Source organism: Bradyrhizobium sp. LMTR 3, assembly GCF_001693485.1.
Lineage (GTDB): Bacteria > Pseudomonadota > Alphaproteobacteria > Rhizobiales > Xanthobacteraceae > Bradyrhizobium.
The window spans coordinates 966357-991925 of sequence record NZ_MAXC01000012.1; the positions used below are offsets into that span (position 1 = coordinate 966357).

General features: G+C 58.3%; 19 protein-coding genes and 3 pseudogenes. 16 read left to right on the plus strand and 6 right to left on the minus strand.

The genetic code is table 11. The features are described 5' to 3' along the window. Nucleotides 1–75 precede the first annotated feature (75 nt). The 3 genes from LMTR3_RS13875 to LMTR3_RS40230 form a co-directional block, all read right to left on the minus strand. On the minus strand, nt 76–828 hold the full coding sequence (locus LMTR3_RS13875; RefSeq protein ID WP_065745524.1) for a helix-turn-helix transcriptional regulator: 753 nt from the start codon (nt 826–828) through the stop codon (nt 76–78). 205 nt (nt 829–1033) lie between these two features. Then, nucleotides 1034–1327 (minus strand): ferredoxin family protein, encoded by a 294-nt coding sequence (locus LMTR3_RS13880; protein ID WP_245319858.1) that lies wholly within the window; start codon nt 1325–1327, stop codon nt 1034–1036. A gap of 68 nt (nt 1328–1395) precedes the next feature. Continuing rightward, the gene (locus LMTR3_RS40230; RefSeq protein WP_502686628.1) at nt 1396–2496 is read right to left on the minus strand and encodes an FAD-binding protein; all 1101 of its coding nucleotides are present in this window, start codon (nt 2494–2496) and stop codon (nt 1396–1398) included. Between the two features lie 757 nt (nt 2497–3253). On the opposite strand from LMTR3_RS40230, the gene aepX reads away from it, so the two are divergent. The 7 genes from aepX to LMTR3_RS13920 all read left to right on the plus strand — a co-directional run bounded on the left by aepX (nt 3254) and on the right by LMTR3_RS13920 (nt 10902). Further along, a complete protein-coding gene (gene aepX / locus LMTR3_RS13890; protein WP_065745526.1) occupies nt 3254–4123 on the plus strand; it encodes a phosphoenolpyruvate mutase in 870 nt (289 codons plus the stop codon). 458 nt (nt 4124–4581) lie between these two features. Next, complete coding sequence (locus LMTR3_RS39995) at nt 4582–6099, plus strand: pyridoxal phosphate-dependent aminotransferase (protein WP_349643802.1); 1518 nt, start codon at nt 4582–4584, stop codon at nt 6097–6099. Between the two features lies 1 nt (nt 6100). Further along, a complete protein-coding gene (locus tag LMTR3_RS13900) occupies nt 6101–6901 on the plus strand; it encodes a phosphocholine cytidylyltransferase family protein (RefSeq protein ID WP_065745681.1) in 801 nt (266 codons plus the stop codon). A gap of 7 nt (nt 6902–6908) precedes the next feature. Next, entirely contained in the window at nt 6909–7514 is a 606-nt protein-coding gene (locus LMTR3_RS13905; protein WP_065745527.1) for a CDP-alcohol phosphatidyltransferase family protein, read from the plus strand. Between the two features lie 266 nt (nt 7515–7780). After that, on the plus strand, nt 7781–8677 hold the full coding sequence (locus LMTR3_RS38535; RefSeq protein WP_176721892.1) for a PLP-dependent transferase: 897 nt from the start codon (nt 7781–7783) through the stop codon (nt 8675–8677). Between the two features lie 22 nt (nt 8678–8699). After that, a complete protein-coding gene (locus LMTR3_RS38540) occupies nt 8700–9347 on the plus strand; it encodes a hypothetical protein (protein WP_176721893.1) in 648 nt (215 codons plus the stop codon). A 199-nt stretch (nt 9348–9546) separates the two neighbouring features. Next, nucleotides 9547–10902: an aminotransferase-like domain-containing protein gene (locus tag LMTR3_RS13920; RefSeq protein WP_084029619.1), complete on the plus strand. Its 1356-nt coding sequence runs from the start codon at nt 9547–9549 to the stop codon at nt 10900–10902. A gap of 506 nt (nt 10903–11408) precedes the next feature. Here LMTR3_RS13920 and LMTR3_RS13925 read toward each other — a convergent pair. Further along, nucleotides 11409–12318, minus strand: a pseudogene (locus LMTR3_RS13925) (LysR family transcriptional regulator). A 377-nt stretch (nt 12319–12695) separates the two neighbouring features. Continuing rightward, nucleotides 12696–13538 carry an isocitrate lyase/phosphoenolpyruvate mutase family protein gene (locus LMTR3_RS13930; RefSeq protein ID WP_245319859.1) on the minus strand — a complete coding sequence of 281 codons (843 nt, stop codon included), beginning with the start codon at nt 13536–13538 and terminating at the stop codon, nt 12696–12698. 1286 nt (nt 13539–14824) lie between these two features. Here LMTR3_RS13930 and LMTR3_RS13940 point away from each other — a divergent pair. The 8 genes and pseudogenes from LMTR3_RS13940 to LMTR3_RS13970 all read left to right on the plus strand — a co-directional run bounded on the left by LMTR3_RS13940 (nt 14825) and on the right by LMTR3_RS13970 (nt 22816). Further along, nucleotides 14825–16024 (plus strand): ABC transporter substrate-binding protein, encoded by a 1200-nt coding sequence (locus LMTR3_RS13940; RefSeq protein WP_245319860.1) that lies wholly within the window; start codon nt 14825–14827, stop codon nt 16022–16024. Next, nucleotides 16015–16410, plus strand: coding sequence for a periplasmic substrate-binding domain-containing protein (locus LMTR3_RS39225; RefSeq protein ID WP_245319861.1), 396 nt, complete (start codon nt 16015–16017; stop codon nt 16408–16410). Before LMTR3_RS13940 ends, LMTR3_RS39225 begins: the two co-directional genes overlap by 10 nt. Nucleotides 16411–16463: 53 nt before the next feature. Further along, nucleotides 16464–17402, plus strand: a complete 939-nt coding sequence (locus tag LMTR3_RS13945; RefSeq protein WP_065745533.1) for an ABC transporter ATP-binding protein — start codon at nt 16464–16466, stop codon at nt 17400–17402. A gap of 41 nt (nt 17403–17443) precedes the next feature. Next, a pseudogene (locus tag LMTR3_RS13950) lies at nt 17444–18434 on the plus strand (ABC transporter ATP-binding protein). Next, nucleotides 18434–19359, plus strand: a pseudogene (locus tag LMTR3_RS13955) (ABC transporter permease). The pseudogenes LMTR3_RS13950 and LMTR3_RS13955 overlap by 1 nt, the downstream one beginning before the upstream one ends. 39 nt (nt 19360–19398) lie before the next feature. After that, a complete protein-coding gene (locus LMTR3_RS13960) occupies nt 19399–20238 on the plus strand; it encodes an ABC transporter permease (protein WP_065745534.1) in 840 nt (279 codons plus the stop codon). Continuing rightward, nucleotides 20238–21743, plus strand: coding sequence for an alkaline phosphatase family protein (locus tag LMTR3_RS13965; RefSeq protein ID WP_065745535.1), 1506 nt, complete (start codon nt 20238–20240; stop codon nt 21741–21743). Before LMTR3_RS13960 ends, LMTR3_RS13965 begins: the two co-directional genes overlap by 1 nt. Before the next feature lie 464 nt (nt 21744–22207). Beyond that, nucleotides 22208–22816 (plus strand): aminotransferase class IV, encoded by a 609-nt coding sequence (locus LMTR3_RS13970; RefSeq protein WP_065745536.1) that lies wholly within the window; start codon nt 22208–22210, stop codon nt 22814–22816. A 1092-nt stretch (nt 22817–23908) separates the two neighbouring features. Here the strand turns inward: LMTR3_RS13970 and LMTR3_RS40235 are convergent. Beyond that, a complete protein-coding gene (locus LMTR3_RS40235; protein WP_084029591.1) occupies nt 23909–24268 on the minus strand; it encodes a radical SAM family protein in 360 nt (119 codons plus the stop codon). A gap of 953 nt (nt 24269–25221) precedes the next feature. Between LMTR3_RS40235 and LMTR3_RS13980 the strand changes: the two genes are divergently transcribed. Beyond that, nucleotides 25222–25473, plus strand: a complete 252-nt coding sequence (locus LMTR3_RS13980; RefSeq protein ID WP_065745538.1) for a hypothetical protein — start codon at nt 25222–25224, stop codon at nt 25471–25473. Nucleotides 25474–25569 lie beyond the last annotated feature (96 nt).

Here is a 25569-nt window from a genome sequence, read left to right on the forward strand (position 1 = left end):
CGCTGCTATTCTCAACGAGATTGGATCGTCATGCCATCGAGAATCCTGCGAGCGGACGCCACACGCTCAGGTCAGTTAGCATCCAGTTGCCAGCGCTGGCGCCGCCGAGAATTCAATGAGATTGAGGCGAATCGCTTTTACGATGGCCTGGGTGCGATTCGTCGTACCCAGTTTGCGCATCACGTTCTTAAGATGAAAATTGACTGTATTCTCGCTGACCTTCAGGATCTTCCCAATTTCCCAAGACGATTTTCCCTCTGCCACCCAGCGCAGGCAGTCTTTTTCGCGCTCAGACAGGGTAAGTTTCCCGTTAATGCTGCTATCCGAGGGCCGCGCGATCTCCGCAAACGCAAGATGAAAGTTCAGGGCCAGTGTGCTGAGGTGACTCATACGATCCTGAGGATCGGCCTCGTCGAACGGAGATGCAAAAGATACCACCGATATTCGGCCCAATGCCCCAAACAATGGCACACTCATGCCATGCTTCAGACCTGCCTCTTTGGCCTCGTCTAGTACGCGCTTCTCGCCGGGTTCCAGTTTGGCGAGTTCGTCCCAAACAAACGGCCCCGGAAGCGTTGGTGTCCGCCTGACCACCGGGTCGATGACACGGTAATTGCGTTCAAAATAACGGCGGCACCAGTCTGGCGGGAAGTTCACGGTCCCCGTAGGCGGTAGGTACCTCGGTAGACGAGGCGGCTCCGCGAAGGTAAGCGCTCCGTAAGCGACTTCACTGAAGCCTTCCTCGCTCGCACAGCTCACAAGAAGATCGAACAGCGCTTTAATAGAGCGCGTTTGCTTCGCGCATTCGATGAAGCTGAATAAGTCCATGTGGCGACTCACGAGGGCAGCCAAGAGGCCGCTATTGCGCCGTTCGATTGAGTGTTTTAAGCGGAGTCTAGTTTTATTCGCTCAGCGAAGCCATTGCTCCGCTCTTCATCCAGCCTGAACACTCGCGCGCTTCGGCAAATGCTATTCCCGAATTCGTTGACCTCTCCCAGCAGGTGAATCGAAACCGTCAGCTGCAGCGCCACTCTCATTTAAGGTAGAACAGCACACCATAACCGTGGCACTGGTAGCTCCACTTCGTGTCGCCAAAGGCCTCGCCAACGATGAGGTGGGTATCGCATTCGATACAGCCGTTGAGGGTGATCTCCACGTCGCACTTGGCCTTCGGCTCGAAGCGACGCGCGGGGCCGACTTTCACGAGCGTAAGCAGCTGCGGTGACGGCATTGTGCGCGCGGACCCCGGTATGGGAACGACCGAGATCGATGTGATTGCGGTTGTAGACAGCTTCTCTTCGAGGCTCACTGAGAGCTCGACATGCATCTTTCAGTCTCCGTAGTTGGTATCCACGAATAGAGCACACGGCTTCAGTCTCTTGCTTATGCATGATCTCATTCGAAAACCGGTGGCCACTTTTCCGGATCGTGCAGCGGCACTGGGCGCGGGCGAAATTCGCCGCGCTTGGGCCGAAACGCCTTCATGTCCAACTTGGCCCTAGGTAGCACGGAGGCATGCCGGCTATCCCGGCGCCGACCAAGATGGCGCCGAACCTTACCTCGATCGTGACAGCTTCCTCTTGCTCGCGATCTGAACGCACGAATACGGCCGCAGACGCGCGCGAAGGCGGCCATCGGCGTTGCCAGCAGCCGGTTCGCGTCACTACCAACATAGGCGAGTTCGAAGATCAGCGCGTTCTTGTCGATGCTAATGGCGAAGATCAGGTCGGCGCCCTTGACACCGACCCGATGAAGGATCCCGCCGGAACTGCCGGCCCCGATAAAGAGCTCTGGCCGGATGATCTTGCCGGTGTGACCGCTCTGCCGGGCGGAGGTGGCCCAGCCCTTCTGCGCCAGCGGACCTGAGCAGCCATATTTGGCGCTGAGCACAGCCGCGAGCTGGCGCATCATTTGCAAATTTTCGGCCGATCGGAGCCCAAGACCCTCGCCTACCACGATATCGGCATACGCGACATTGACGTTTGGGGAATCGCAGTCCGGCACGAATGGAGTGCTGCTCCGCCTTGCTGGTGAGTGCGCAGAGATCCGCGGCCCCCGTCTTGGCGGCGTAGGTGAGCTGCAGGACACCGGGCCGCCTGGCAATGCCGGGCTCCACCTCTGCGGTGTCGCTGTCGATCGTCCGCTTGTCAGTAAAGATGACATCAACCGGGCCATACTCCCTCCCAGTCTTGCGGATTGCGATCGCCAACGCATAGCTGCCCGCCAGGGTGCCGTCGTGGCGAATACGCAAACAATGATCGCACGATGTGGTCGGCGCCGAAGGTCAGTGCCTTGCGTAGGGCTCGGCGGCCATCGATGAGCACGGTTATCTCGCCGCCGCACTCGGCGCTTAGCTCCGGCACTGCTCGCAGCGCGAACAGATCGTAGATGTTGATAATGGTCGACCTCCCGGTGGCTCATGGAGTCGTTGGCCACGACGCGCACGCGGATCTGAGCGAAATTGGAAGCCTGCTTAATGCAGACGATACCGTGCATGCGGTACTCCACAAGTTCCGAGAACCTGGATGAGAACAGCAAGGCTCGTACCAGTTGCGGCGCTCGCGAGAATCGGGCGTGAAGACAAATGCTTGAGAGAATTGGCGATCGATTGGGCACGGTAGGCGATCAGACGCAATTACGACATGGTCGCAAATGCGACATCGCCGTTTGCAGCAGCCGCGACATTAGTTGATGTAGATCAAGAAGACCGCGGGCTACGATGCGATACGTTCTTCCCTTATCTGCGTGAGGGCGCGTAACACAAGGTGAGCGGCCGCAGCGTTCACGAGGACCAAAACCCTTTCCCCACTCGCGTTGGACAACGCTTCGCATCGCCAGGAGCAGGTGGAGATGTCGGATCGTACTCGACGTCGAGCAGCCAAGAAGTGCTGATCTGATGAGGTTTGCCGATGGTTTAGCGAGTGCACTTTGAATTTCCGCCACCAACGATCGAACATCTTGTGATTGTTAAGGCTTAGCTTAGCCTCGACTCCCGCGGCATCCTATTGCGACTTGCAACACGTTGCGACCCCAGTCAACTACCAACGCTAATAATTGATCGAGATGACAGAAGCATGCCACCTATCGGTTGGGCTGCGGATTGCCGGAGCGGCTTGCCTCGATCAAGAACTGAACGAAGCAGCCCTGAACGTCCGGCCGGTCCAACGCACCTGCAAGGAGTGGCATGCAAGATCAATCACAATCTTTTCTCGCCAACGGCGCTGATCGATGCGCTGACTCCTCACTTGCAGAAATGCTGCGCCATGAGATTTGCTCCAACCGCGAGCTCTCCTTCCTCATGGAAGCTCATGATGCGCTCTCCGGCGTAATCGCCAAGCGGGCAGGCTTTAAAGGTCTGTGGGCGTCGGGCCTGTCGATTGCCTGCTCTCTCGGCTACCGCGATGCCAACGAAGCGTCTTGGAACCAACTCGTCGACGTGGTTGAGCGCATCGTGGACTCGACGGAGCTGCCCGTGCTCGTTGATGGCGATGGCGGCTTCGGGAATTTCAACAATGCGCGGCTCTTGGCGCGCAAACTCCGTCAGCGTGGCGCTGCCGGGATTGCGCTGGAGGACAGCTGTTTTCCGAAGATGAACTCGTTTGTTGGCAATTTGCATCCCCTAGCCGATATCGATGAATTCTCCGGCCGTCTGCGGGCAGTGAAAGATACAGTTGCGGACGAATTGGTTCTCGTGGCCCGGATCGAAGCGCTGATCGCCGGCCATGGAATGGACGAGGCAATTCTACGCGCCAGCGCTTACGCGGCCGCGGGAGCCGACGCGATCCTCATTCACTCGCGTAAGAGCACCGCGGACGAGATCCTCTCATTCGCGAGTGCCTGGCAGAACTGCCTACCTGTCATAATCGTTCCAACGAAATACTATCGAACACCGGTCTCTAAATATCGGGATGCCAGCATCTCCACAGTGATCTGGGCCAACCACTCCATGCGAGCTGCAATAGCGGCAATGCGGCACGTCTGCGCTCGCATTATCGCCGAGGAAGGCATTGCCGGCATTGAGCCAGACATCGCGACGCTCGATGAGGTCTTCGATTTGTTGAGGTACGACGAACTCGCCCGTGCGGAAGCGCGATATCTCCACCCCCCTGAGCCACGGCAATAACTTGTCATCCACACAACACGATACTCGTTCTCGACGGACTGCTGCCATGCGACCGCCTGCCCTATCGTCACGCTCCACTGCAATCGCGAACGAGGCACTTGTTTGCTCTCCTAGCATTGGGCGTACCATCAAATGGCGCCCCAGCTCTTACTCGGCCAGACCTGTGCATGCTGCCGTATCTCGGCCCGATCTCTTATCTCCATGGCCACCTAGTCTCCAAAGAAGAGCTAGTAGCTTATTTCTCTCTCGGAGAAAGGCCGAAACGGACGATGATCCGTCTTTTTTGATTTGTGGGGTCTCATTTCCAAGGACTCCGCTAGACCTCGCGCCACAGCAGCAACCATAGGCGACATTGGAGCGACGGAAAGCGCTGATGTTGGCGCAACGAACAGTTCTGTTCAAATCTGTCGGGCACGGCTGCGGCGAGAACGGCCGCCAAAGCAGCTGCCGCGAACGGTATGGAAATCATCGATCTGACCGCCGGAGAAATGTGGAGCGACTTGGCGCCCTCGGTGCGCGAGGGCGCGATCGCCGCAATTAATCGCAACGTCAACCGCTACACTGACACGCTCGGTCTGATGGAGTTGCGACATGCTCTTGCTCGCAGGATTTCCACTGAGACCGCTCAACCCTGGTCGGCGGACGAAATCGCGGTGACGAGCGGCGCCAAACAGGCGCTCTTCAATGCGGCCATGGTTATTCTGAATCCGGGCGACGAAGTGCTGATCCCCGCCCCCTACTGGACTACTTTCCCGGCCCAGATCGTCATTGCCGGCGGCACGCCGGTCTTTATCGGGACCCGGCATAGTAATTATGTGCCGACGCTTACGGATCTCGTGAAGGCCGTTACATCAAGGACTAAGGCGATCGTGGTCAACACGCCGAATAATCCGACTGGCGCAATCTACGACCGCGAATCTCTTGCTGGCATTGCCCAACTTGCCATGGACCGCGATCTCTGGATCATCTTCGATGAATGCTACGGGGCTTTCGCTCACGCCCCACATACCCATAATCCGATCGTCTCGGTTGCGCCCCAGGCACGCGATCGTACTTTGATCGTCAATTCGTTTTCCAAGTCGTTGGCCCTGACCGGCTGGCGGATTGGCTATCTCGCAGGCCCCAAGGCGGTCATCGGCGCGGTTAAAGCGCTGCAAAGCCAAACAACCTCCAATCCCAATGTCATTGCACAGCATGCGCTGCTCCATTATCTCGAGTGCGGCGGTCCTGCATACCAATTGCAGTTGCAGCGCCAAGTTGCCAACCCGCGGGCGCTCCGCCTCTCGATGCTTTCAACGCTGACATCGGTACCCCAACCTACCGCCCAAGGTGGATTTTACTTCTATCTCGATCTCAGTGAATTGCAGCGGCACGCGAAGGCCCATGGCCGCGAAAACGTTGCTGATGGACGCTGGTGTTGCAACAGTTTCGGGCACAGCCTTTGGCGACCCCGCTGGGGTTCGACTCTCCTATGGCATCAATCTCGAATTGCTCGACAAAGCCTTGCGGCGTCTGACCGCAACTCTGAACGAACTGACCTTTTGAGTGGCAAGGTGCCTGCATTTAAAGAGGTTACCATAATGCCCGACATTCCAAGCCACGCCGTCACCCTTGCCGCGGGGACTCGGCTCCCGCCAGCGGTCTCTGACCGAGACCCGACCAAAGCCGCTATTCGAAGTGCTTGGCACGCCGATCTTGCACAACACACTCGGCAATTTGGCCGCTCTTGTGTCCCTGGCTCAACCTTCCGATCTGCTGCGAAACGTTGCCTAAAAGGACAGCCGACGACATCTAAGCACGTTGCTTGCGCAAGCCGGCGTCGCGCCATATCCGGCACCGCATTCGAGACGCCGCAGGTATCGCCTCTCCCCCGGATTGTATCCGAAACACTCGAAACCTTCCCCAGACAGCAGGTCGCAATCCTCACCGTCCGGGAACGACGGTGCGGAAAATCCTGCGATGATGAAAGGGGATGAAATGACCACCAATGCTCCAAAGAAAGCCGTCATTCTCGCCGCCGGCTGCGGCTCCCGCTTGCGTCCGCTCACCAATCTGCGCCCGAAGCCGCTGGTCCAAGTCAACGGAACTCCGATCCTTCACAACGCTCTGCGCAATCTGGAAGCCGTCGGCGTGGAAGAGGTGACGATCGTCGTCGGTTATCGGAAGGACGCAATTCAATATGCCTGCGGCAGCCGCTTTGGTGAGCTCGAAATCAAGTATGTCGAGTCGGCCGTCTTCCACCGTACCGGGAGCGCCTATTCCCTGTGGCTCGCGCGCGACGCGCTTCTTTCCGGAGACTGCTTTCTTCTCGAGGGCGACGTTTTTTTCGAGGAGGATGTTTTGCGCTACCTGATGATCGGAGAGGCGACTGATGCGGCTGCAGTTGCTCCCTTCTCTGAATTGATGGAAGGGTCGGCAGTTCTGTTGTCGGATAGCGGCCTCATCTCAGGTTTCCGCATGAAGCAAACCGCAGCAAAGCTTGTCACGGATGGGCCACGACTATTCAAGACGATGAACCTGCTACGATTCTCGGCGCGGACTCTCAGGGCAACGATCGTTCCAGGGCTGGACGATATCATCGGCTCCGGAGCTGCTCAGGCCTACATCGAGGAGCTTCTTGCGTATCTGGTGGAACGGCGCGGCCTACAGCTCGCAGCGGCGCGTTGCGACGCTCTCAGGTGGTACGAAATCGACAGCACCGAAGATCTGCGCATCGCAGAGCGCATTTTCGCGGGAGCGAACACCTTCGGCCTGCCTTGTGAGCTGCAGAATAGGTGAGCCACCAATGCTGAAATACCTTTGGGATCCAGCGAACGCCATAACAACCGGAGGCCTTCTTTTTTCTTCCGTCAGCCTATTCCTCGCTCTCTCCGAGCACCTTGAGCTATCCGTGGTGGCGGCGCTTTGGGCTGTCCTCGCAGATCATCTCGATGGGGTCGTGGCAGCTCGCACGAAGAATCGTGATCCAGATGTTGCGAAGATGGGAAAGAGCCTCGACGGGTTCGGCGACATTATCTACGGAGCCGTTTTGCCCGCAGCAATTGTGATCCAACTCAGCCACGCCTCCCTCCTTGCCCTGGCGACCGCAACCGCCCTACTTGTGGCCGCGGCAATTCGGCTCAGCTACTTTGCGAATTTCGGCAGGTCGTCCGATGGGCGCTTCTTAGGTGTGCCCTTGTCATACGACGTGCCGCTACTGGCCCTCTTATTCCTTCTCCGACCTCTTATCCCTACTGAAGGATTCGTGGGCGTTGTTAATATCTGCTTCCTGCTGCTCGCTGTCGCTCACGTGGCCTCTATTCGTGTGCCATCACCGAACATGGCGATGTATGCAGCAATCAGCGTTTTCGCCGTCGCGTCGTCGGCCGCTTTAGTCGGCCGCTCCCTCTGAGCAGCTCGTGGGCAGATTCGGATGAGATCGAAGGAGAGTGGCATGATCGGCGCGAGTGAACGGGCTCGTGGTAGGGCTTCCTGCTGCGGACCGATTCGTCGGCCCATGTTCACGATTTTCCGGAACTTGTCGCGTGTGTCCTCGTCGCACTTGCTGTCGAGAACGTTGCGTTCCCCGAGTGCTGGAGACGGCTCGCGCCGGGTTTCCTGGTCGTCGTTGTCATCAGCCTTTGGGGAATGCATCATACTTGCAATGGGGTGGCTGCCATGAATATGCGGCCTGACTCTATAGATGCATGTGATCCGTCCGAACGAGACCACACGAGGGGCTGGATCTATCGAAAAGTCGGCGTTGAACCATTTATCCAATGCGCTGGTGTCCGCACGATTTACGGCGCAAGCAATCCGAGCGACGAGGTCATCGCCGCAATGAACGCCGCTGCCGAGGCTTTCGTCGATTTGGATGAGCTCGCTGATGCCGCAGGCAAAAGGCTCGCGGAGCTCACGGGCGCCGAATGGGGCGTCATTACCGCCGGCACTGCATCAACGCTAACGTTAGCCACTGCGGCGTGCATTGCCGGAAATAATCCGGAGCTGATGTTGCGATTGCCGGACACGTCGGGGCTGCGCAACAAGGTGTTAATTCCCTGCGATCAGCGTTTTTCATACGAACAGGCGATCCGCGCCGCGGGCGGCAAGATCGTCAGCATTGGTAGCACACAGGAGTTGACGCAGGCGTTTGATGGGAGCGTTGCGATGATCTGCATGCTGGGTCGCATGGAAGCTGCGTCGGTATTGCCAATAAGGTCACTCTTGCCTTTGGCGCGCGCACACGGCGTGCCAATTCTCGTCAATGCTGCCGGGCTTTCACCAGGAAAGCCGGATCGCTGGATCAAGTATGGAGCCGACCTGGTGGTTTACGCAGGTGGCAAATATATCCGTGGGCCCCAATCCACTGCTATCGTGCTTGGCAGCGAACGGCTTTGTAAGGCTATCTGGTGGATTTGGAGCGCCTCACCAGGCATTCGGACGGTCAATGAAGGTTGGCAAGGAGGAAGTGGTCGGCGCACTAATCGCGCTAGACCGCTGGATCAATTTTGGATCGGCAAAGGAAGAGCGCGACCAGTGGCTTCCGCGCTTAAAGCGGATTGCGGCTCACATTAACCTGCTGGGCGTTAGGACGGAAGTGCTTTCCTGGCCTGGTTCTGTTACAGCCATCCGACTGAAGGTCATCTGGGACCCTGATGTTATTCCGTTTAGTGCGGAACAGTTGAGGCTCGCCCTGTTGCAACAACGGCCGCGGATCCTGATCCACGATTTTTGGTCTACGCCAATCTCGATCATATTGGATCCCGTGAATCTGTCTGAGGATGACGCGGAAACCGTCGGCCGCGCCTTGGCAACCGCGTTCCGTAGCCCCCAGTCGATAGCTCAACCTACCCCCAACCTCCCTGCAGAAGTCAATGTCTCGGGCAGCTGGTGTGTCGAAATGCAATTCCTTCATGGTTCGGCGACACACCAAATCAACATTCAGCAGAACGGCAAATTGATATCGGGCGTTCATCACACAGGATCCTCCACCGGAGTTGTATCTGGTGAAGTTCATGGCCGCCATGTCCACTTTGAGGCTGCGCACGAGCAGTTACCGATTTCGCTGTTCTACGGGTTCGAGGGCGATTTCGCGGGGGACGGCTCAATCAGCGGAAAGGTTCGGCTGGGCGGCACCGCCAAAGAACATTTCGGGCCGGTTTTCAAAGGTCAATATGGTTTTGCGGAAGGCATGCAAGACCCCACCTCGCTCCAGATGATTCAGTCCCGCAGGCTGTCGCCCTAAACCAGGGAAGACCCGAATGACCATTCAGAACGTGGACACACGACTTTTCCATCTCGTTATAGCGATCCGCGCCGACATACCGGCGCAATGCCGAGATCGATCCCGCGCCCCCTGATGTAAGCTCGGGCTGTTGAAGGCGCCCTCGCTGGATCCCGTGCACGTCCATGAAGACCTGGTTCTGCTTACCCGGAAAACCAAAATGAACATCCATGCCCAGCAACAAAGAGAGCCAATTAGTCTTATAAGAACCACCCCTCCAACGCCAGATTGGATGGGTGCCAAATTATCGAAAACGCTAGTTGAGCTAGCTGAACGAAATGAGCTCGACAGATTGTTGAGGTATCACCGCTTTGGCGGAACGGAAGCTGATCGCCAAGCTGGAGCGACTTGGCTGGCAAAGCGCTTCGCTGTTGCGCCCTCAATTGATCGTATCCTGGTCACCAATGGAACGCAGAACGCGCTCCTAATCACATTAGTATGCGTGGTAGGAAGTGGTAACCTGCTGCTGACCGAGAACTTGAGCTACTATGATTTGCGGCGGATTTCCGGCTTCTTGAATATCAATGTCAAGGGCATAGCGATGGACAACGACGGAGCGTTGCCAGACGCGTTTGAACACGCGTGCAAAACACTCAATCCCAAAGCTCTATTCCTTATGCCCACGGTTCACAATCCTACCACAATGATCATGTCGCGCGAGCGGCGCCTCGCGCTCGCCGATGTCGCGAGACGATATGGTGTCATGATCATTGAAGACGATGTTTACAGGTTCCTTCCACAGGAAGCACCGCCTTCAATTAGTGCGTTGGCGCCGGACGTCACCTGGTACGCCGCAGGCTTGGCGAAATGCATTGCTCCAGGCTTGAAGATTGCCTATCTCTTGCCGCCGTCCGCGGGCGCGGTGGCAAGTGCATTCGATCGCTTTCACGCTACCTCGACCTGGCATGTCGCTCCCCTGTCTGCGTCAGTGGCTCAAAGCTGGATCTCTGATGGCACTGCCGAAAAGGTGTTGCTTGCTATTCGCAGTGAAGCGGCAGCCCGACAGGCAATTGCGGCGAGACTGTTCGCTCGTGCAACTTACCTGACCAAGCCGGAGGCACTACACATATGGCTGACCCTTCCGCGCAGATGGACACAATCGAGCTTTATAGCCGCGGCAGCCAGGGCTGGGGTAGAACTTCGCCCCGGAAGCATGTTCTCCCTTGACGAGGAAAACGCCCCGAACGCCATTCGGATTGTCTTAGGTAGCCCGGAAACCCGTGCCAGCCTTGAGCGAGCTTTGATCGCCCTCAAGCCCTCGTCCACGAATAGCATATTTCACGACTCACGACCGCGCGCGCAGGTCGGATCGAGACGCTTTCCGAATTGGGCTTCCCTTCCGACCGCGATGAAACTGGCTTTACACTATGCCGAACGTTCCGCGCCAGCTCCCGTCCGCCATTGCGCTAGAAGACAAATCAAAGGTACCTCGGCGACTCCGGACTGCAAACCACTTGGGCGGAAGGTCAACTCTGAAATCAGACATCTTTTCGATCTCGCTTCGGCCACTAGATAGCTTTTCTTGATCAACAATTGGAAAGCACCGCAGTAGCGGCAATATCGACCTCTACCTAGATAAACCGATCTGTCAACAGACCTTCATTGTTAACGTTAGATAGGATCGTTGAATCGGCACCGTTCGCAATTTGCATCAATGCAGGCTGACTTGGCTCCGAGCTCGCTGGCAGGATTACTTGAGTTTGAAGCAAGATAACTTGACAATGTGCCGATCTTAGCGCCGAGCTCAAGAGTTACTCGCGCAGCATCTCACCGCGATGCCGTTCGGGGGAAGCCGAGATCAATTCCTCGCAGCTCCCTATAGGAGTTCGCGAAGACAATCATCGTTACTCGCCGAGAACAGAGTGAAACGAACATTTGCGTTCGTTACAGCAACGTACGAAAAGCAGGTCGGTCCACTTACCGCGAGGCCTTCGTCTGCCACGGAATAGCGCAGTTCGTTCGGTGTTGACTAGCGCGTCCTCCTTCCTAGAACCGGCGTGTGCACTTCGTCTAGACATGCGACTAATTGGCTTCCGGGATTGCGGCCTTCTTACAAAGGCGCGTCAACCATCGACAAAAAGCACGAGCGATGTCGGGGTTGTGACTGCGATCGACAGCATAAGCCCGATATTGCATGCCGCTGGGAGTCCGCGATCCTGGTATCACATGCAGAACGCCCGCGCGCACAAGATCGCTGACAATGATCTCGGGAACTACCAGAAGGCATTTTCCTGTCATGACCGCCGGCAGGGCAAGGTAATTGTGATCATATCGCGCACCCGACTTTATATCTCTCGGGCTCAGGTTCATCGCTCGTAGCCATGTTGGCAGTATGTCGGGCCGCGATGTGATGTTCAGAACCGGCATCAATCGAACAACTGAGAGCATTCTGCCATTTACGTGGTTTGGCGCGCCCACACAGACGAGTTGCTCATTGTAGATTTCCCAATCATCTGCCGGCTCGATGACAGAAAGGTCGCGCGTAATCAAGATGTCGAAATCATCGGAAGATGTCGGCGGAGATAATGGAACTAATCACATCCACAATTACGCCACCCATCTCAACGGAGAATGCCTGAAGGTTCGGAATTAGAAAAGAATATGCGAAGGTCGAAAGCGACGTGCGAACCACAATCCGATTGGCGTCGGGAGGATTCCGCCGACGCATTCGTTTGGCGGTGAAGCACACTGTATCTAGTGGTTCGGCGACGGCATTCGCGAAAAGCCTGCCGAATTCTGTCAATTCGCTCCGACGACCGCGTCGTTGCACGAGGTCTGTCCCCAGGTAGGCTTGCAGCACGGCCAAGTAGCGGCTGACCGAGCTCTGGGTCGCTCCTAATGCGCTCGCCGCGCGCGTCACGCTTCCTTCCCGCGCGATCATCACGAACGCTCGGATTGCGTTGAGCGGCACTTCATCGTTTTGGGCAGCCATCTTCTGCTCGGGCAATTTCCTGAAATTTCCGCCAGCTTTCATTGGCAGGCCATTCCAGAATGGATGTTCCATCACATTATTCGATTGTATAGGCCGGATTTCTGCTTATTAGCGATATTCCACGCGCGAAATCGGATTCCAGCCTCAGCCGATAGGGTCGGTGCGTTGACAGCGTTTTCCCGAGACGCACCTTAAGGCGCGAGTGAAGCGGTCGGCGCGATAGCTCTTCTTGCAGTCGACACTCCGCGGCTTTCTAAACGAGAAGGCCGTTAACTCAATTTTCCGATCAAGAGCGCGCCGAGATGGCGCCTCTGCGGAGCTAAGCGGCTATCTATTACGTTAGAAATTCGATGGTCACGGCTATGATGAAATGATGTTTAGCGGAGGAAGCGAGCTTCAGCTGCCTTAACCTCGTCCATCTTTTGAAGTCTGAAAATCTCCTCGACCGGCAGAATGTCCTTATGGACGTTCTGGACGCCGCCGTCGGCCATGATCCGGCGGAAGGTCTCTTTCATGGCTGTTGCAGCAGCACGGATGCCGTAGTTGCCGTAGATCATCATGCGGATGTTGCCGAGCGCTTTGACGCGCTCAGCATCGAGATCCGGGTAAGCGTTCGGCACGACCACCAACGGAACCGTTCCGGTCCAGGCGCGCGAAAAGCTTACGATTTCCGAGGGATCCTTCTTTTTCGAATGGATCAGGATCAGGTCGGCGCCAGCATCCGTGTAGACTTTCGCCCGATGCAGGGCTTCTGCTTCGCCGCCCCCTGCGATCAGAGCTTCGGTGCGGGCGATGACGAGGAAATCTGGGTCCCGTCTTGTCGCGACCGCGGCCTTGATCTTGCCCTGAAACTCTTCAATTCGCAGCAGCTCCTGGCGCCCGTCGGCAACAAGACTCGTTACTTTCGGAAAGGTCTTGTCCTCGATAACGACCGCGCTGGCACCGGCCCGCTCGTATTCCCCGACGGCATGGATGACATTGATCGCATTGCCATAGCCCGTATCGATGTCGGCAACGATTGGCAGCGTCGTGCGTCCGGCGATCGCCCGCAGCATATCGAGATGCTGTGTCATCGAGATGAGGCTCATGTCCGGCAGCCCGTAGAGGGCTGATAGCTCGAAGCCGGAGGCCCAAAGACCATCAAATCTGGCTTCTTCTGCGAGGATCGCCGAAAGCGGGCTATGTGCGGCCATGATGTGGACAAGGCCGGTCTCGGCCATGCGGGCGCGGAGGCGTTTGGCAGGTGACATGGGAGATCTTTCAGGTCAGCGCCGCACAGGCGGCAATGATGGGCGTCGCAAGCGCGGGCGAGATCCCCGGCGGACGAGGCATAGGAAATGCGGATATGCGGCCAGGCCATGGTGCCGGGCACAATTGCCACGCCAAAGACAGCGAGCAGATGCATGGCGAAATCGCAGCCGGTTAGGATCACCTTCCTTCCGGAGTGTGCTTGCGGATAACACCTGCGCAGAGAGAACGCACCGTCGGGAACGTAGCACGATGCCCCTCGTCTTGGCTGGGCTTCTGCGCCCGTCCTCGGATACCACCTCCATGGCAGCGCATTGTGAAATTGAACTGCTTTGCGAGTACGTCTGGGCCTCGATCGGGTTTACGGCCCTGCTCAGCGCCAGAAGCCCTGCGCCATAATCAATCCGCGCCCCGCTCATTGCGTCGGCCATGGACACCCCGTTGACTAACAGCGTGCGCCCATACAAGTCCCGCGCGACTGCGGCCATCGTAGCGAACTCTCCTTCATAGGTAAGCTTTGACAGATGTCGTCTTGCACCACCTGGACATCGCGGAGCGGCTCGATCCTTGCGGCCTGTGTGTATTTCGTCCGCCGGCGTGGATAGCCCAGATGCCGCCCTCGCAAATCGGGGACGGCGTATCGAAATCCGCTCGGCCCGCCTAAGTGTGCTCACATTAATGCCCTGATCGCACAGCAAGGCGGCGCGAGCCGTCATGGCTCCGCTTCAAAGGAGCGGACGAGCTGAGCCGTTCTGCAACGAGAGCCAAGACCGAATACCTCCGCACTCCGAAGAAGGGTTTTCAAGAGCCTCTAATCGCTTTCAAACGTTCGAGCCAATCGGGCTATCGCCTTATTGAGTGAAATGATCGAAAAATATGATCTCATCCTAGCAGTCGTCCGTCAGGTCTTTTTGCCGCGCGCCTCATCCAGTGGAAGAGGATTCGCATGAGGATCGCGGTCACGATTGACCGTATAGGCGCGTTCCTGCACGCCGGCGAGGAGCCGCGCGTGAGACGGCGACAGCGTGAACGGCGCTACACATCGCATGTTCGCAAGCTCACATCGACTTTTCGATGATCGTCATTCCGACGTAGCAATTCGAGCCTCTAAGGTCTCGCATATGAGCGAGCACTTCCAAGCGCAATACGCGATTTAATGGTCGAGTTGAGCGTCCGCATTGATCGATAATGCGTGTGCTTCTCTTCTCGAGATGGGCGGTCTTGGCACTGCCAAATCAACTCTTTTCAGGAGACAGTGATGCCCCCTATCGACCTGACACGACGGCAAGCCCTGACTGGCGCTCTTGCGGCAAGCATGTTGGGCAGCACGCGCATCAATGCCGCCGAGGGCGACGTAAAGAATTCGCGTCGCCGACTGAGAGTCGGAATGTCCGGATTTCCTAACACATTCGATCCCGCCATTGCGACTGACACCGCCATTCGCCGCATTATGCCGCAGCTTTTCGATACGCTCATCGCATTCGATCACACCCATGGCATGGCGCTGCGGCCAGCCCTTGCGGAACGTTGGGAGCGGATCGATGCGCAGTCGCTGCGGCTCTCGTTGCGCAAGGACGTGATCTTCCATGATGGAAGTCCGCTGACGGCCGAAGATGTTGCGTTCAGCCTCGGCCCCGATCATCTGTTGGGACCCGGACGGAGCGGAATATCCGAGGCGCTGCAGTCGCTCGATAGGCTTAGGACCGTGGAGATCGTCGATCCCTACACCATCATCGTGCACGCACAGGGCGGCGACGCCCTCCTCGAGCAGCGCCTTGCCGCCTGGGGATCGGAAATTGTCAGCAAGCAGGCCTTCACGGCGGCAGGCTCGTGGGAGCGCTGGACGGCGGCCCCGGTCGGCAGCGGCCCGTACAGGCTCGTTGGTCACAAGCTCGATGTCCATATCACCTTGGCCGGGCATAACGCCTATTGGGGCGGGCGCCCGCCATTCGATGGTGTCGAGTACCGGATTATTCCTGAGCTCTCCGCGCGCGTGAACGGTCTGCTCGCCGGCGAGCTCGACCTCATCACCGACATCCCGCCGGACCAGTTCGCAGGTATCCACAAGCGCCCCGATCTGGAGGTTTTGGGCGGTGCTGTGCAGAACATACGCTCGCTCGTCCTCGACCAGTCTGATCCGGTACTAAAGGATGCGCGGATTCGCCGCGCCATGAGTCTCGCGCTCGACCGCAAGCTGATCGTGGAAAGCTTGTGGGAGAATCGGCTCCCGATCCCCAATGGTTATCAGCTGCCAAGCTATGGGGAGGGCTATATCGAAGATTTCCCACCGCTTGCGTACGATCCCGACAAGGCTAGGGAGCTTCTCGCAGCCGCAGGTTACATGGGTGAGCGGATCACTTATCGGCTGCTCAACAACTACTACCCCAATCAGGTGTCTGGCGCTCAGACGATGATCGAGATGTGGCGTGCCGTAGGCCTGACGTCAAAATGCAGGTGATGGAGAATTTCGCCCAAATCCAGCGGCAGCCGGTGCATGCGATTTACGACACGTCAAACACCGCGCTCTTTCTCGATCATCTCGGCCATCCCTGGCGCGAATATGGCCCGAACGGCACGCTGCCGAAGCGGGGCGGCATCTGGCGGAACGAAGAATACTTCGTGCTGGGCGCGAAACTTCAGGACACGGTCGAACCCGATAAGCGCTGGACGCTCATTCGGCGCATGCTGGAGATCGTCAATGACGTCGATCCACCCTGCGTGATTCTGCATGTGTCTGGCCAGTTCTACGGCAAGCGCCGCGACGTGCCATGGTTGCCGGGGCTGACGCTCGACCTCAACTTTGGCCCGTTCAATCAAGCCCTGTCCCGGACACGAGCTAGATGACGGACACCACCAATCCGCCATCCCGCGACACGCAAGGAACTGAAAGGCCTCCGATGGAGCCGATCGTCGAGATTGTTGATCTGCGTGTCGCCTTTGACGGCCTGCCGGTGCTGCACGGCGTCGACCTCAGCATCAGGCGTGGCGAATCGGTGGGTATGGTCGGCGAAAGCGGCTGCGGAAAATCTGTGACTTGGCTAGCTGCGCTCGGCCTTTTGCCGCAGCGCGCCCGGACAGCGGGCAGCGTGAGGCTGGCTGGCGAGGAGCTTCTTCGTGCGCCAGCGTCCTGCCTCGACAAAGTTCGCGGCGGCCGCATCGCCATGATCTTTCAGGATCCGGCAAGCGCGCTCAATCCCGTCCACAAGGTGGGCGACCAGATCGCCGAGGTGTTGCGGCTTCATCGCGGGCTGGAGCGGCATGCCGCAAAGGCCGAGGCCCGGCGCCTGTTCGACCAGGTCGGCATTCCGGACGCAGCGCGACGACTTGATGCCTACCCGCACGAATTCTCCGGCGGGCAGAACCAGCGCATCATGATCGCCATGGCGCTGGCTGGACGGCCGGATGTCTTGATCGCAGATGAGCCGACGACCGCTCTGGATGTCACTATCCAGGCGCAGATCCTTGAGCTCCTGCAGCAGATCCAGCGCGAGACAGGCATGGCACTTGTCTTAATCTCACATGATCTCGGCATCGTCGGCGAGGTGTGCGAGCGCGTCCTCGTCTTTTATGCCGGGAGGATCGTGGAGGAGGCACCCGTCGATCGCCTATTTGCTCACCCGTCGCATCCTTACACACGGGGTCTTATTGGGGCCCTGCCAAGCCTGGAGAGGCCGCAGCGCCGGCTATCTGCGATTCCGGGTGTCGTTCCGAGTGCGGCCGATCTTCCATCAGGCTGTGCCTTCGCTGCCCGCTGCGAGCTGCGGGTCGAACGATGCGCCCAATGGGCCGTCGAGCTTTCTTCCGTGAGCGTTGATTGTGGACACAAAGCCGCTTGACTCGCAGGTCAATTCGCGGCCACCGAGGTGGTGGCCGCATGATGGCTGCGCCCCTCCTGCAGGCGGACGGGCTCGTCCGCCACTACCGCCTACGACATGGCACGTTCGGTCATTCAGCCATGGTTCGGGCTGTCGATGGTCTTTCTCTCTTGCTGGAGAGGGGCGAGACGCTCGGACTGGTTGGGGAATCTGGCTGCGGTAAATCCACGACCGGCCGACTCCTCATCGGCCTGGAACGGCCGGATGCCGGCACCATCAACTTTGCCGGCGAGACTATGCCGCCCGAAGGCCATGCTCGCTGGCGGCGTCTCAGAACGCGTATTCAGATGGTGTTTCAGGATCCGCTCGGAGCGCTCAATCGCCGCCTGACGGTTGGCACTCAGATCGCAGAGCCTCTCGATATTCACCGGCTCGGCTGCAAGAGCGAACGTGCGGAGCGGGTTAACGTGCTGCTCGCAGATGTCGGGCTTAGGCCAGATCACGCCGCGCGCTATCCGCACGAGCTCTCTGGAGGCCAGCGACAGCGCGCTGTCTTGGCGCGGGCACTTGCCACGGATCCGGACCTTATCGTCTGCGATGAACCGGTCTCAGCGCTCAATGTCTCGATCCAGGCGCAAGTGATCAATCTTCTTGCCGATCTGAAGGACCGTCGGCGCATGGCGATGATCTTCATCAGCCATGACCTGCGCGTGGTGCGGCAGATCAGCGATCGTATTGCTGTGATGTATCTCGGCAGGATCGTTGAAGAAGGCTTGTCCGACTTGGTCCTGCGGGATCCTTTGCATCCCTATTCGCGGGCGCTCGTCTCCGCCGTGCCCGTACCGGGGCATCGCCGGGAGCGCACAATTCTACGGGGCGATCCACCCAACCCTGCTGCGCGGCCGAGCGGTTGCGCCTTTCATCCGCGCTGTCCGGCAGCACTCCCTCTCTGCGCGCAGATCGTGCCCGAGCTCAGATTGAGCCGGAACGGGACGGCGGGTCGCCTGCCACATCGTTAATGGCCTCGGTCAGGAAACTGAGGACGCAATCTGATGGCGCGATTCTTTGCGGTCCGGCTAGCGCGCGCGCTGCTCACCATTGCCATGGTGGTCACCTTCGCCGTCATCGTGCTGCGTGCCTCAGGCGATCCCGCGCGTGCGATGCTCTCGCCGGAAGCCCCCGCCGCGGCGGTCGAGGCCTTTCGCAAGGCCTGGGGTCTCGATGCGCCACTCTGGGTCCAATTTGCGAAATATCTTCTCGCCCTCGTTCATGGAGATCTCGGCCAATCGATGCGCGACGGGCGCGGCGCCGTCACGGTTGTTGCCGAGCGTATTCCTGTGACGCTGATGCTCACGGTACCAGCCCTTCTGCTCAATCTCCTGCTCGGTATCCCGGCCGGGATCTACGCAGCCCTTAAGCGCGACACACTCTCGGACCGTCTGGTCATGGCACTGGCGGTGGCAGGATTCACCGTCCCCTCTTTCGTACTTGGCCTCTTGCTCGTACTTGCCTTTGCGGTCGAGCTGAGCTGGTTTCCCTCCGAGGGGGAACAGGCAACTTGCGCCACATGGTGCTGCCTATCGTCACACTTGGCCTGGGCGGCGCGGCCGTTCTTGCCCGCTTCACTCTTAGCGCGATGCTTGAGGTGCTCGGGCAGCCCTATATCAGGACTGCTAGCGCCAAGGGCGTGCCATGGCGTAGAGTTGTGACCGGCCATGCACTGCCCAATGCCGCCATTCCGGTCGTGACCATCGTCGGGTTCATGGTCGGCAACCTCATCGCAGGAACGGTGTTTTCCTGGCCGGGCCTGGGCAGCCTGCTCGTCGTCTCGGTCGTGAGCCGCGATCTTGCTGTGGTGCAGTGCATCCTGCTCATCGTGGCGGCTGCCATGATCGTGACCAACCTCGCTGTTGACTTGCTTTACGGCGTGCTCGATCCGCGTCTGCGCGATACCTTCTACCCGGCAGGAGGAGCCTAGATGTCGGACATCTCCGCTGGACAGGTCCCATCGCCTTCGATGACGCGGAAACTGTTGTGGCGGCGCGATCGCGCCGTCCAGATCGCGATCCTCTGGCTGGTTCTCATGCTGGCTATCGCCGTCTTCGCCGACCGCCTGGCTCCTTACGACTACGCGGCGCTTGATCTTCGCAACCGGCTCGCTGCGCACATAATCTTCGGCGGCAACGTCGAACATCTGCTCGGCTCGGATGAACTGGGCAGGGATGTGCTGGCGCGCCTGCTGATATCGATTCGCATGAGTCTTCTCATTGCCTTCGGCGCGACCTTGGTTGGTGCCTTCGTCGGCACCCTGCTGGGCTTTCTGGCCGCTCATTTCCGCGGCTGGGTCGAGCAGCTCATCCTCGCGTGCGTTGATTTTCAGGCAAGCATGCCATTCCTCATTTTGGCGCTCGCAGTACTTGCCTTCTTCGGTAATTCTCTGCCGCTGTTCGTAGCTCTTCTTGGCCTCCACGGCTGGGAGCGCTATGCTCGCGTCAGTCGGGCGCTTGCTATGAGCTCGACCGCGCAGGGCTATGTGATGGCTGTACGCCAGCTCGGCGCAGGACCATGGCGCCTCTATCTGCGCCATGTCCTGCCGAATATCGCCTCCACCCTGATCGTTACCATGACGCTCGCCTTTCCGGAGATCATCCTGCTCGAGAGTGGGCTCAGCTTCCTCGGTCTTGGCGTGCAGCCGCCGCTCACCTCCCTTGGCAACATGGTCGGCTACGGACGCGACTATCTGACCCGTGCGCCGTGGATCCTCGTGCTGCCCTCACTAGTCATCTCGCTCACAACGCTGTCCATCTCACTTCTCGGAGACTGGCTGCGCGATCGACTCGACAAGACATTATCCTGATGGCTTCTGTGACCAATCCTGCCGAACAACGACGCGTCATTCTGGTAAGCTTCGACGGGCTTCGTCCCGATCTCATCAGCCCGGCCACAACGCCGCATCTTGAGAGGCTACGGCGCAACGGCATCACGCTCGCTCGGCACCGCACCGTGTATCCGAGCGAAACGCGGGTCGCCATGCCGAGCCTGGTTACCGGCACGTCACCGGGACGCCACGGCATGATAGGAAACAAATATCTCGATCGCACGTCGGCGCCCTCGCGTTATATCGATACGGCCGATGATCGGCTCATTGAGGCGCTCGATAGCGCCAGTGGCGGACGTCTCATGGGGGTGTCGTCACTTGGTGAAATCCTTGCCGCTCACGGCAAGACGCTCACGGTGTTCGCCTCGAATTCTGCCGGCACCACTTGCCTACTCAATCACAAGGCGCGCTTGCTGGGCCATTTCACCGTCTCTGGCCATTATAAGCGCCTCGCCACTTCTCGGCCGCTTCTCCAGGCCCTTGAGGCTCGGCTCGGCCCGCTCCCACCGCCGCCGCCTCACGGCACGCCCGATCTGGCCTCCCAGAACTTCCTGACGTCGGCTTTGCTGGACACGGTCTGGCCCCAGCTTCGGCCCGACGTCGCTATCCTGTCGTTCGGGGAGCCCGATAATTCGTCTCATTATTGCGGAACAGCCGAGACGCGAACCTTGGAAGCCCTCTCTTGGGTCGACAATCAATTCGGCCGCGTGCTGGAGTGGTGGGAAACGGAAGGCAGGCAGCAAAACGTACATCTCGTCGCGCTCTCCGATCATGGCCATGTAACGGTTCACGCGCATGCTGATGTGCAAGGGACCCTGAAAGCTGCTGGCTTTCGGTGCGGCCCTGCCCCGGGGCAAGATGTAGACGCGGTTCTCGTTCCAGGACACGTGGGCGCCATCTATCTGGCCGATCCGTCCGTGAGCAACATTCGACGGGCCGTGGCGGCCATGACCGAGGCGCCCTGGTGCGGACCGATCTTCACCGCCGGCCACAATGAGCTCGACGGCGTGGCGCCCGGCAGTTTCGCGCGCCAGCTTGTTATGATGGATCATGTTCGGTCTGGCGATATCCTGTTCTCCTATCGCGCAGACGACCAACTCGATCCATTCGGTCTCGTTGGCCGAAGCTGGAGTAATGACGCGCCAATCGGTCTTGGAGTCCACGGCGGGCTACACCCGAGGGAGATGGCTTCATTCGGCATTCTTGCCGGGCCGGCTTTCCGCTCCGACAGCATTTCAGAGATCGCGTCGGGACTCTGCGACATCGCACCGACCATTCTGCATCTCCTAGGGATTGCCGCGCCAAACGGAATGGAAGGACGGGTTCTTACAGAAACGTTTGCGGCAGCGGCGGGTGTTGCGCCTGCTTCGATCGTAGAGACTGTGCATGAAGCAAGTACCTCCGCCTACCGCCAAACCTTACGCCGCGTTCAGGTAGGGATGGCCACTTACATCGAGGGCGGTTGGGCCACTGGCACCCCGTGACAGACGGTTGTTGTCGAATGTGTTGACTTTGCGAGTCGCCACCAGGAATTTGGTTTAAACATAAAGGAACCCCTCACTATGCAGACAAGGTCCGGCTTCGAACGTTGGTCGCACTCGCAACTGCGCCCCATCGAATGTCTTGCATAAAATGAGTTGTCTAAACGAGGTATCCGATCTGATTGCCGCGTCCCGTGAAATCATGAGGATGGGGAACTAGGGCTAGCGCCTACAATGAAGGAAGAACACCATGACACCCGCTCAGGGAACCACCGTTCGGAATTGTCGTCCAACTTGGAGAGCTCTGGTGCAAGCGCGGGCGACTCGCGGACATTGGATGTGCATGATCGGCGCGGCCTACTGGTCATGAGCAGTTCGAACTGCGACCCGGGCCGGTTGAGACCGTCCCGACCTCATGTCGTAGCACAGCGGCTCCTAGACGAATTGGACAATAAGGCCCGGCAGTCATGAATAGAACAATTTACTTGAACGGCGAGTTTCTCGGCAGCGATTTCGCTAAAGTATCCTTGTTTGACAGAGGGCTCCTTTTTGGCGATGGCATCTATGAAGTAACGGCTGTTGTCGGTGGCCGACTCCTTGATTTCGCTCTTCATATTGATCGGCTCTTTCGGTCAGCTGATGACATTGGCCTACCCCTTTCGATTTCCAAACCTGAGTGGCGCGAACTCCACGAGCGACTGGTTTGTTCGAATGGCCTTACCGAAGGCATAGTCTATGTTCAGGTAACCCGAGGTGCGGCCGAGAGGGAGTTCACATTTGGACAGAGTGTTACCCCGCTGATCTTTGGTTTCACTCAAGAAAAGCATTTGTGCACGGGAGACCGATTGCAGAAAGGTATCTCCACAGAGCTCGTTGATGACTTGCGGTGGAAACGCAGAGATATCAAATCAACGTCTCTCCTTGCCCAGGTCCTGGCGAAACAACACGCTTCCTTGAAAGGTGCGGCAGAAGCGCTACTGCACGAAAACGGGATAATTACCGAGGGTGGATCGACTTCCGTGTTTGCTGTTGATCGCGACAGTGTGATGTGCGCATGTCTGGTCAATTGCAGATGACCTTCAGTGCCTGAATGCGGGCGCTTCAGGTTCTAGCCTCGACGCAACGAAGGGGCCGACGTTCAAGCGAAGAGTCTCGGACGCACCGGCCGTTCTTATTGTAGACATTGGTTGGAATCACCGCCCGTTTCGAAGCGATACGCTGGTCTGCGGAAGGTCGAGCCGGAACAGGCAGACGGTATCGCGGCTACCATGATGGCGTGCGGCTCCAGATGAGACGAGATCCGTCTCCCCCCAGAACAGTGGAGCGGGAAACAGTCCAGGGACTGGCGCGGGGTCGCTAAGCCTGCGCACCGGATCCAGGCCGATCTGCCTTACTTGGTCGGCGGCCGTCGCCCGGTGGACATCCAGTTCGACCGCCGGGCTTCCAAAATTGTCTTCATTGTGTGAGCCAGGAGGCTGGAGAGAATGTCGATGTAATGATAACCGGAATGGCAAAGCATTCATACCTGTACCGGCAGGGATGGTCTTCGCGAGAGAGGACCTCCTCCTCCGTGTTCCACACGCCCTCGTGATGCTCCATACCAATACAGGTCACCCGCGTGCCGGTATTACGGGAGTGCGGCGCGCATACTGTCCAATCAGCTGGTAGGCTGCGCTGTAGCGGCGTGGCGCCATGACGACGTAACGGCCGCCAGTCGGATTACAGATCGCCTTGAGCTCCGCCGCCGCACCAACCAGACGGTTCGCTGCGGGGCCTCCATTCGACTCCATGGGAAGAACAACGGGCTTGTTGACCAGGCAGTCAAAGCCAAGACCGAGGGCGGCGCGAAGATAACCTAGATGGGCACTTCGGGTCGGTCGAGACGATTACTTTTGTGCGTGGACCTGCAACGCCGTAAGGACGTCCTTTCGATGGCCGGAAGACCAGATGCCCTGTCGCCGGAGATCGAGTAGCCATGAGACACTCGCCGGCTTGCATGCGCGGGTCCGAAAGAAGTCATCCGCATCGTCTCGCGCGCTCGAGCTCGACGGAGTGCAGATTCGCAAACGCCTGGCTTTGCGGCAGAAGCGATCCACGGTGTCCCTCTCTGCACGTCAAAGCTAAATTGGAACACTAATTTCTTATGATCGTCGAAGATCGAGACGACATCAGGGAATTGGGACCTGGCCAAGACACCCTGTGTTCAACTGGACGTGAAGCCCTCGCTTGCTCGCATGGGCTATCAAGGCTGCGGAGCGCGGAAACACGATTTTGAGAAGCGGCTCACCACCGGCTACCGTGATCTTTCTTAAGGAATATTTCTCGACGAGAAGGTCGACGAACTCTGTTATCTCCTCGACAGATAACTGCGAAGGCTCCAATCGTCTCTTGTATTGATCTCGATATTCTTCGGGAACATAGCAATGTGCGCAATGAAGATTGCAGTAAAACGACACACGATTTTTTGCGGTCAAAGACAATGGGAAGCGGCTTGGCGAGAGGCATGGCGCCCTCCGGAGTTTGTACACTGAAGGCGCAACAGTTTGGACAAGCGCGACTGCAGCGCAATGCTACCGGTTCTTAGAGGCGCGATGCCGCGCGTTTGCTTTGAAACAGAAGCACGCACCCACCCTGGCACCCAGCCGATTTACGACGTCCCAAAAAGTCGCCAGCACGATGCCTGCTGCGCGCACCGGATCGGCGGTGATCCGCACGCAGAGAGCGACCAAGCAAGCTGCAGTTGGCGGCGGCGAGCTCTGCGAACAGGCTCGCATCGCCTCCTAGCAGCCGTTCGATTTCGATTAGTTCATCCGTGCGGCACGCCATCTCTAGTCCTATCTGGCTGGTACTGTCCTTCCGAATCCTGAAAGCAGCCACCGGCGCGCCGGCTAAAACCGAGTTGCCGATCCTGACGGATACATCGGCGCGCTTCAGTAGCGGTACGAGAGTGTCGTGGGCCCTCTCACGCACGGCCGCATACGGACGATCACATCCAAGTCGGCGGTGGGCGCAACGCTGTCCCAGTCTCCCGTCTCATGATGAATAGGATGAAAGATCGAGCGAATGCGTAAAGCGAGAGTGATCTTGCGGTTCCCTCAGAATTGGTAGGAGGATTCCCTTCCCTTTGCTGTATTCTTCACTATCGAACGCGCGCGACAAAAGCGCCACAATTTGCAAGTGGAGCGACTCGGGACATGATGGTTCGAGACGAGTAGAGATCGTGAGAGCTCTCCAGAGGCCGGTACGTAACGGAGATCCGGATGTTCAAGAATCAGATCGAGCTCAGGGTTGCGAACGGCACGTCGGATAAACAATACATGAGATCGGCATGGCTTCCCCCGAAGGCATGTTCGATGGAACAATATTCGAATGCGGTAAGTCAACCATCCTGCAGGCTGACACCTTTGAACAGCCACAGATGATTTTGGCAAGTGTCGGCTGAGGAGCACACCCTCTCGACAGTCATGGAACGATTATCGTCATGAAGCTCGTGGAACATCCTTCGTGCAGCCCCACAACATCGACCATCTTTGTCGGCAGGAATCGTCATGGCAACTGGGTTGCCCGCGAACAGAACGGCATCTTTGGCGGCCTATTCGTGAACCGAGCCCAAGCGTTCAAGTACGCGCTGTTTGAGAATGGCCACCATCCAGAAACCATCGTCGAGGTGCCGCGGGTCGAACTCGATATTCCGGCCAATCCGGAGATCGCCGGCACCAAGCGTGTGGCCTGATATGTTGGCGCAATTGAGGGGGTGAAGTGGCTGAGTTTTGGTGCTGGGCCGTAGCGTGGACCTACGTCTGACGCCACCTTCTTTGTTGTTGCGAGA

What these genes read in the sequence shown, in the direction of transcription:
- LMTR3_RS38535 (WP_176721892.1), top strand. Translation starts at nt 7,781, where the DNA reads ATGAATATGCGGCCTGACTCTATAGATGCATGTGATCCGTCCGAACGA.
- LMTR3_RS13905 (WP_065745527.1), top strand. Translation starts at nt 6,909, where the DNA reads ATGCTGAAATACCTTTGGGATCCAGCGAACGCCATAACAACCGGAGGC.
- aepX (WP_065745526.1), top strand. Translation starts at nt 3,254, where the DNA reads ATGCTGCGCCATGAGATTTGCTCCAACCGCGAGCTCTCCTTCCTCATG.
- LMTR3_RS13965 (WP_065745535.1), top strand. Translation starts at nt 20,238, where the DNA reads ATGGCTTCTGTGACCAATCCTGCCGAACAACGACGCGTCATTCTGGTA.
- LMTR3_RS13900 (WP_065745681.1), top strand. Translation starts at nt 6,101, where the DNA reads ATGACCACCAATGCTCCAAAGAAAGCCGTCATTCTCGCCGCCGGCTGC.
- LMTR3_RS13880 (WP_245319858.1), bottom strand. Translation starts at nt 1,327, where the DNA reads ATGCATGTCGAGCTCTCAGTGAGCCTCGAAGAGAAGCTGTCTACAACC.
- LMTR3_RS13940 (WP_245319860.1), top strand. Translation starts at nt 14,825, where the DNA reads ATGCCCCCTATCGACCTGACACGACGGCAAGCCCTGACTGGCGCTCTT.
- LMTR3_RS13875 (WP_065745524.1), bottom strand. Translation starts at nt 828, where the DNA reads ATGGACTTATTCAGCTTCATCGAATGCGCGAAGCAAACGCGCTCTATT.
- LMTR3_RS13960 (WP_065745534.1), top strand. Translation starts at nt 19,399, where the DNA reads ATGACGCGGAAACTGTTGTGGCGGCGCGATCGCGCCGTCCAGATCGCG.
- LMTR3_RS39995 (WP_349643802.1), top strand. Translation starts at nt 4,582, where the DNA reads ATGGAAATCATCGATCTGACCGCCGGAGAAATGTGGAGCGACTTGGCG.
- LMTR3_RS13930 (WP_245319859.1), bottom strand. Translation starts at nt 13,538, where the DNA reads ATGGCCGAGACCGGCCTTGTCCACATCATGGCCGCACATAGCCCGCTT.
- LMTR3_RS39225 (WP_245319861.1), top strand. Translation starts at nt 16,015, where the DNA reads ATGCAGGTGATGGAGAATTTCGCCCAAATCCAGCGGCAGCCGGTGCAT.
- LMTR3_RS13920 (WP_084029619.1), top strand. Translation starts at nt 9,547, where the DNA reads ATGAACATCCATGCCCAGCAACAAAGAGAGCCAATTAGTCTTATAAGA.
- LMTR3_RS13980 (WP_065745538.1), top strand. Translation starts at nt 25,222, where the DNA reads ATGAAGCTCGTGGAACATCCTTCGTGCAGCCCCACAACATCGACCATC.
- LMTR3_RS13970 (WP_065745536.1), top strand. Translation starts at nt 22,208, where the DNA reads ATGAATAGAACAATTTACTTGAACGGCGAGTTTCTCGGCAGCGATTTC.
- LMTR3_RS13945 (WP_065745533.1), top strand. Translation starts at nt 16,464, where the DNA reads ATGGAGCCGATCGTCGAGATTGTTGATCTGCGTGTCGCCTTTGACGGC.
- LMTR3_RS40230 (WP_502686628.1), bottom strand. Translation starts at nt 2,496, where the DNA reads ATGCACGGTATCGTCTGCATTAAGCAGGCTTCCAATTTCGCTCAGATC.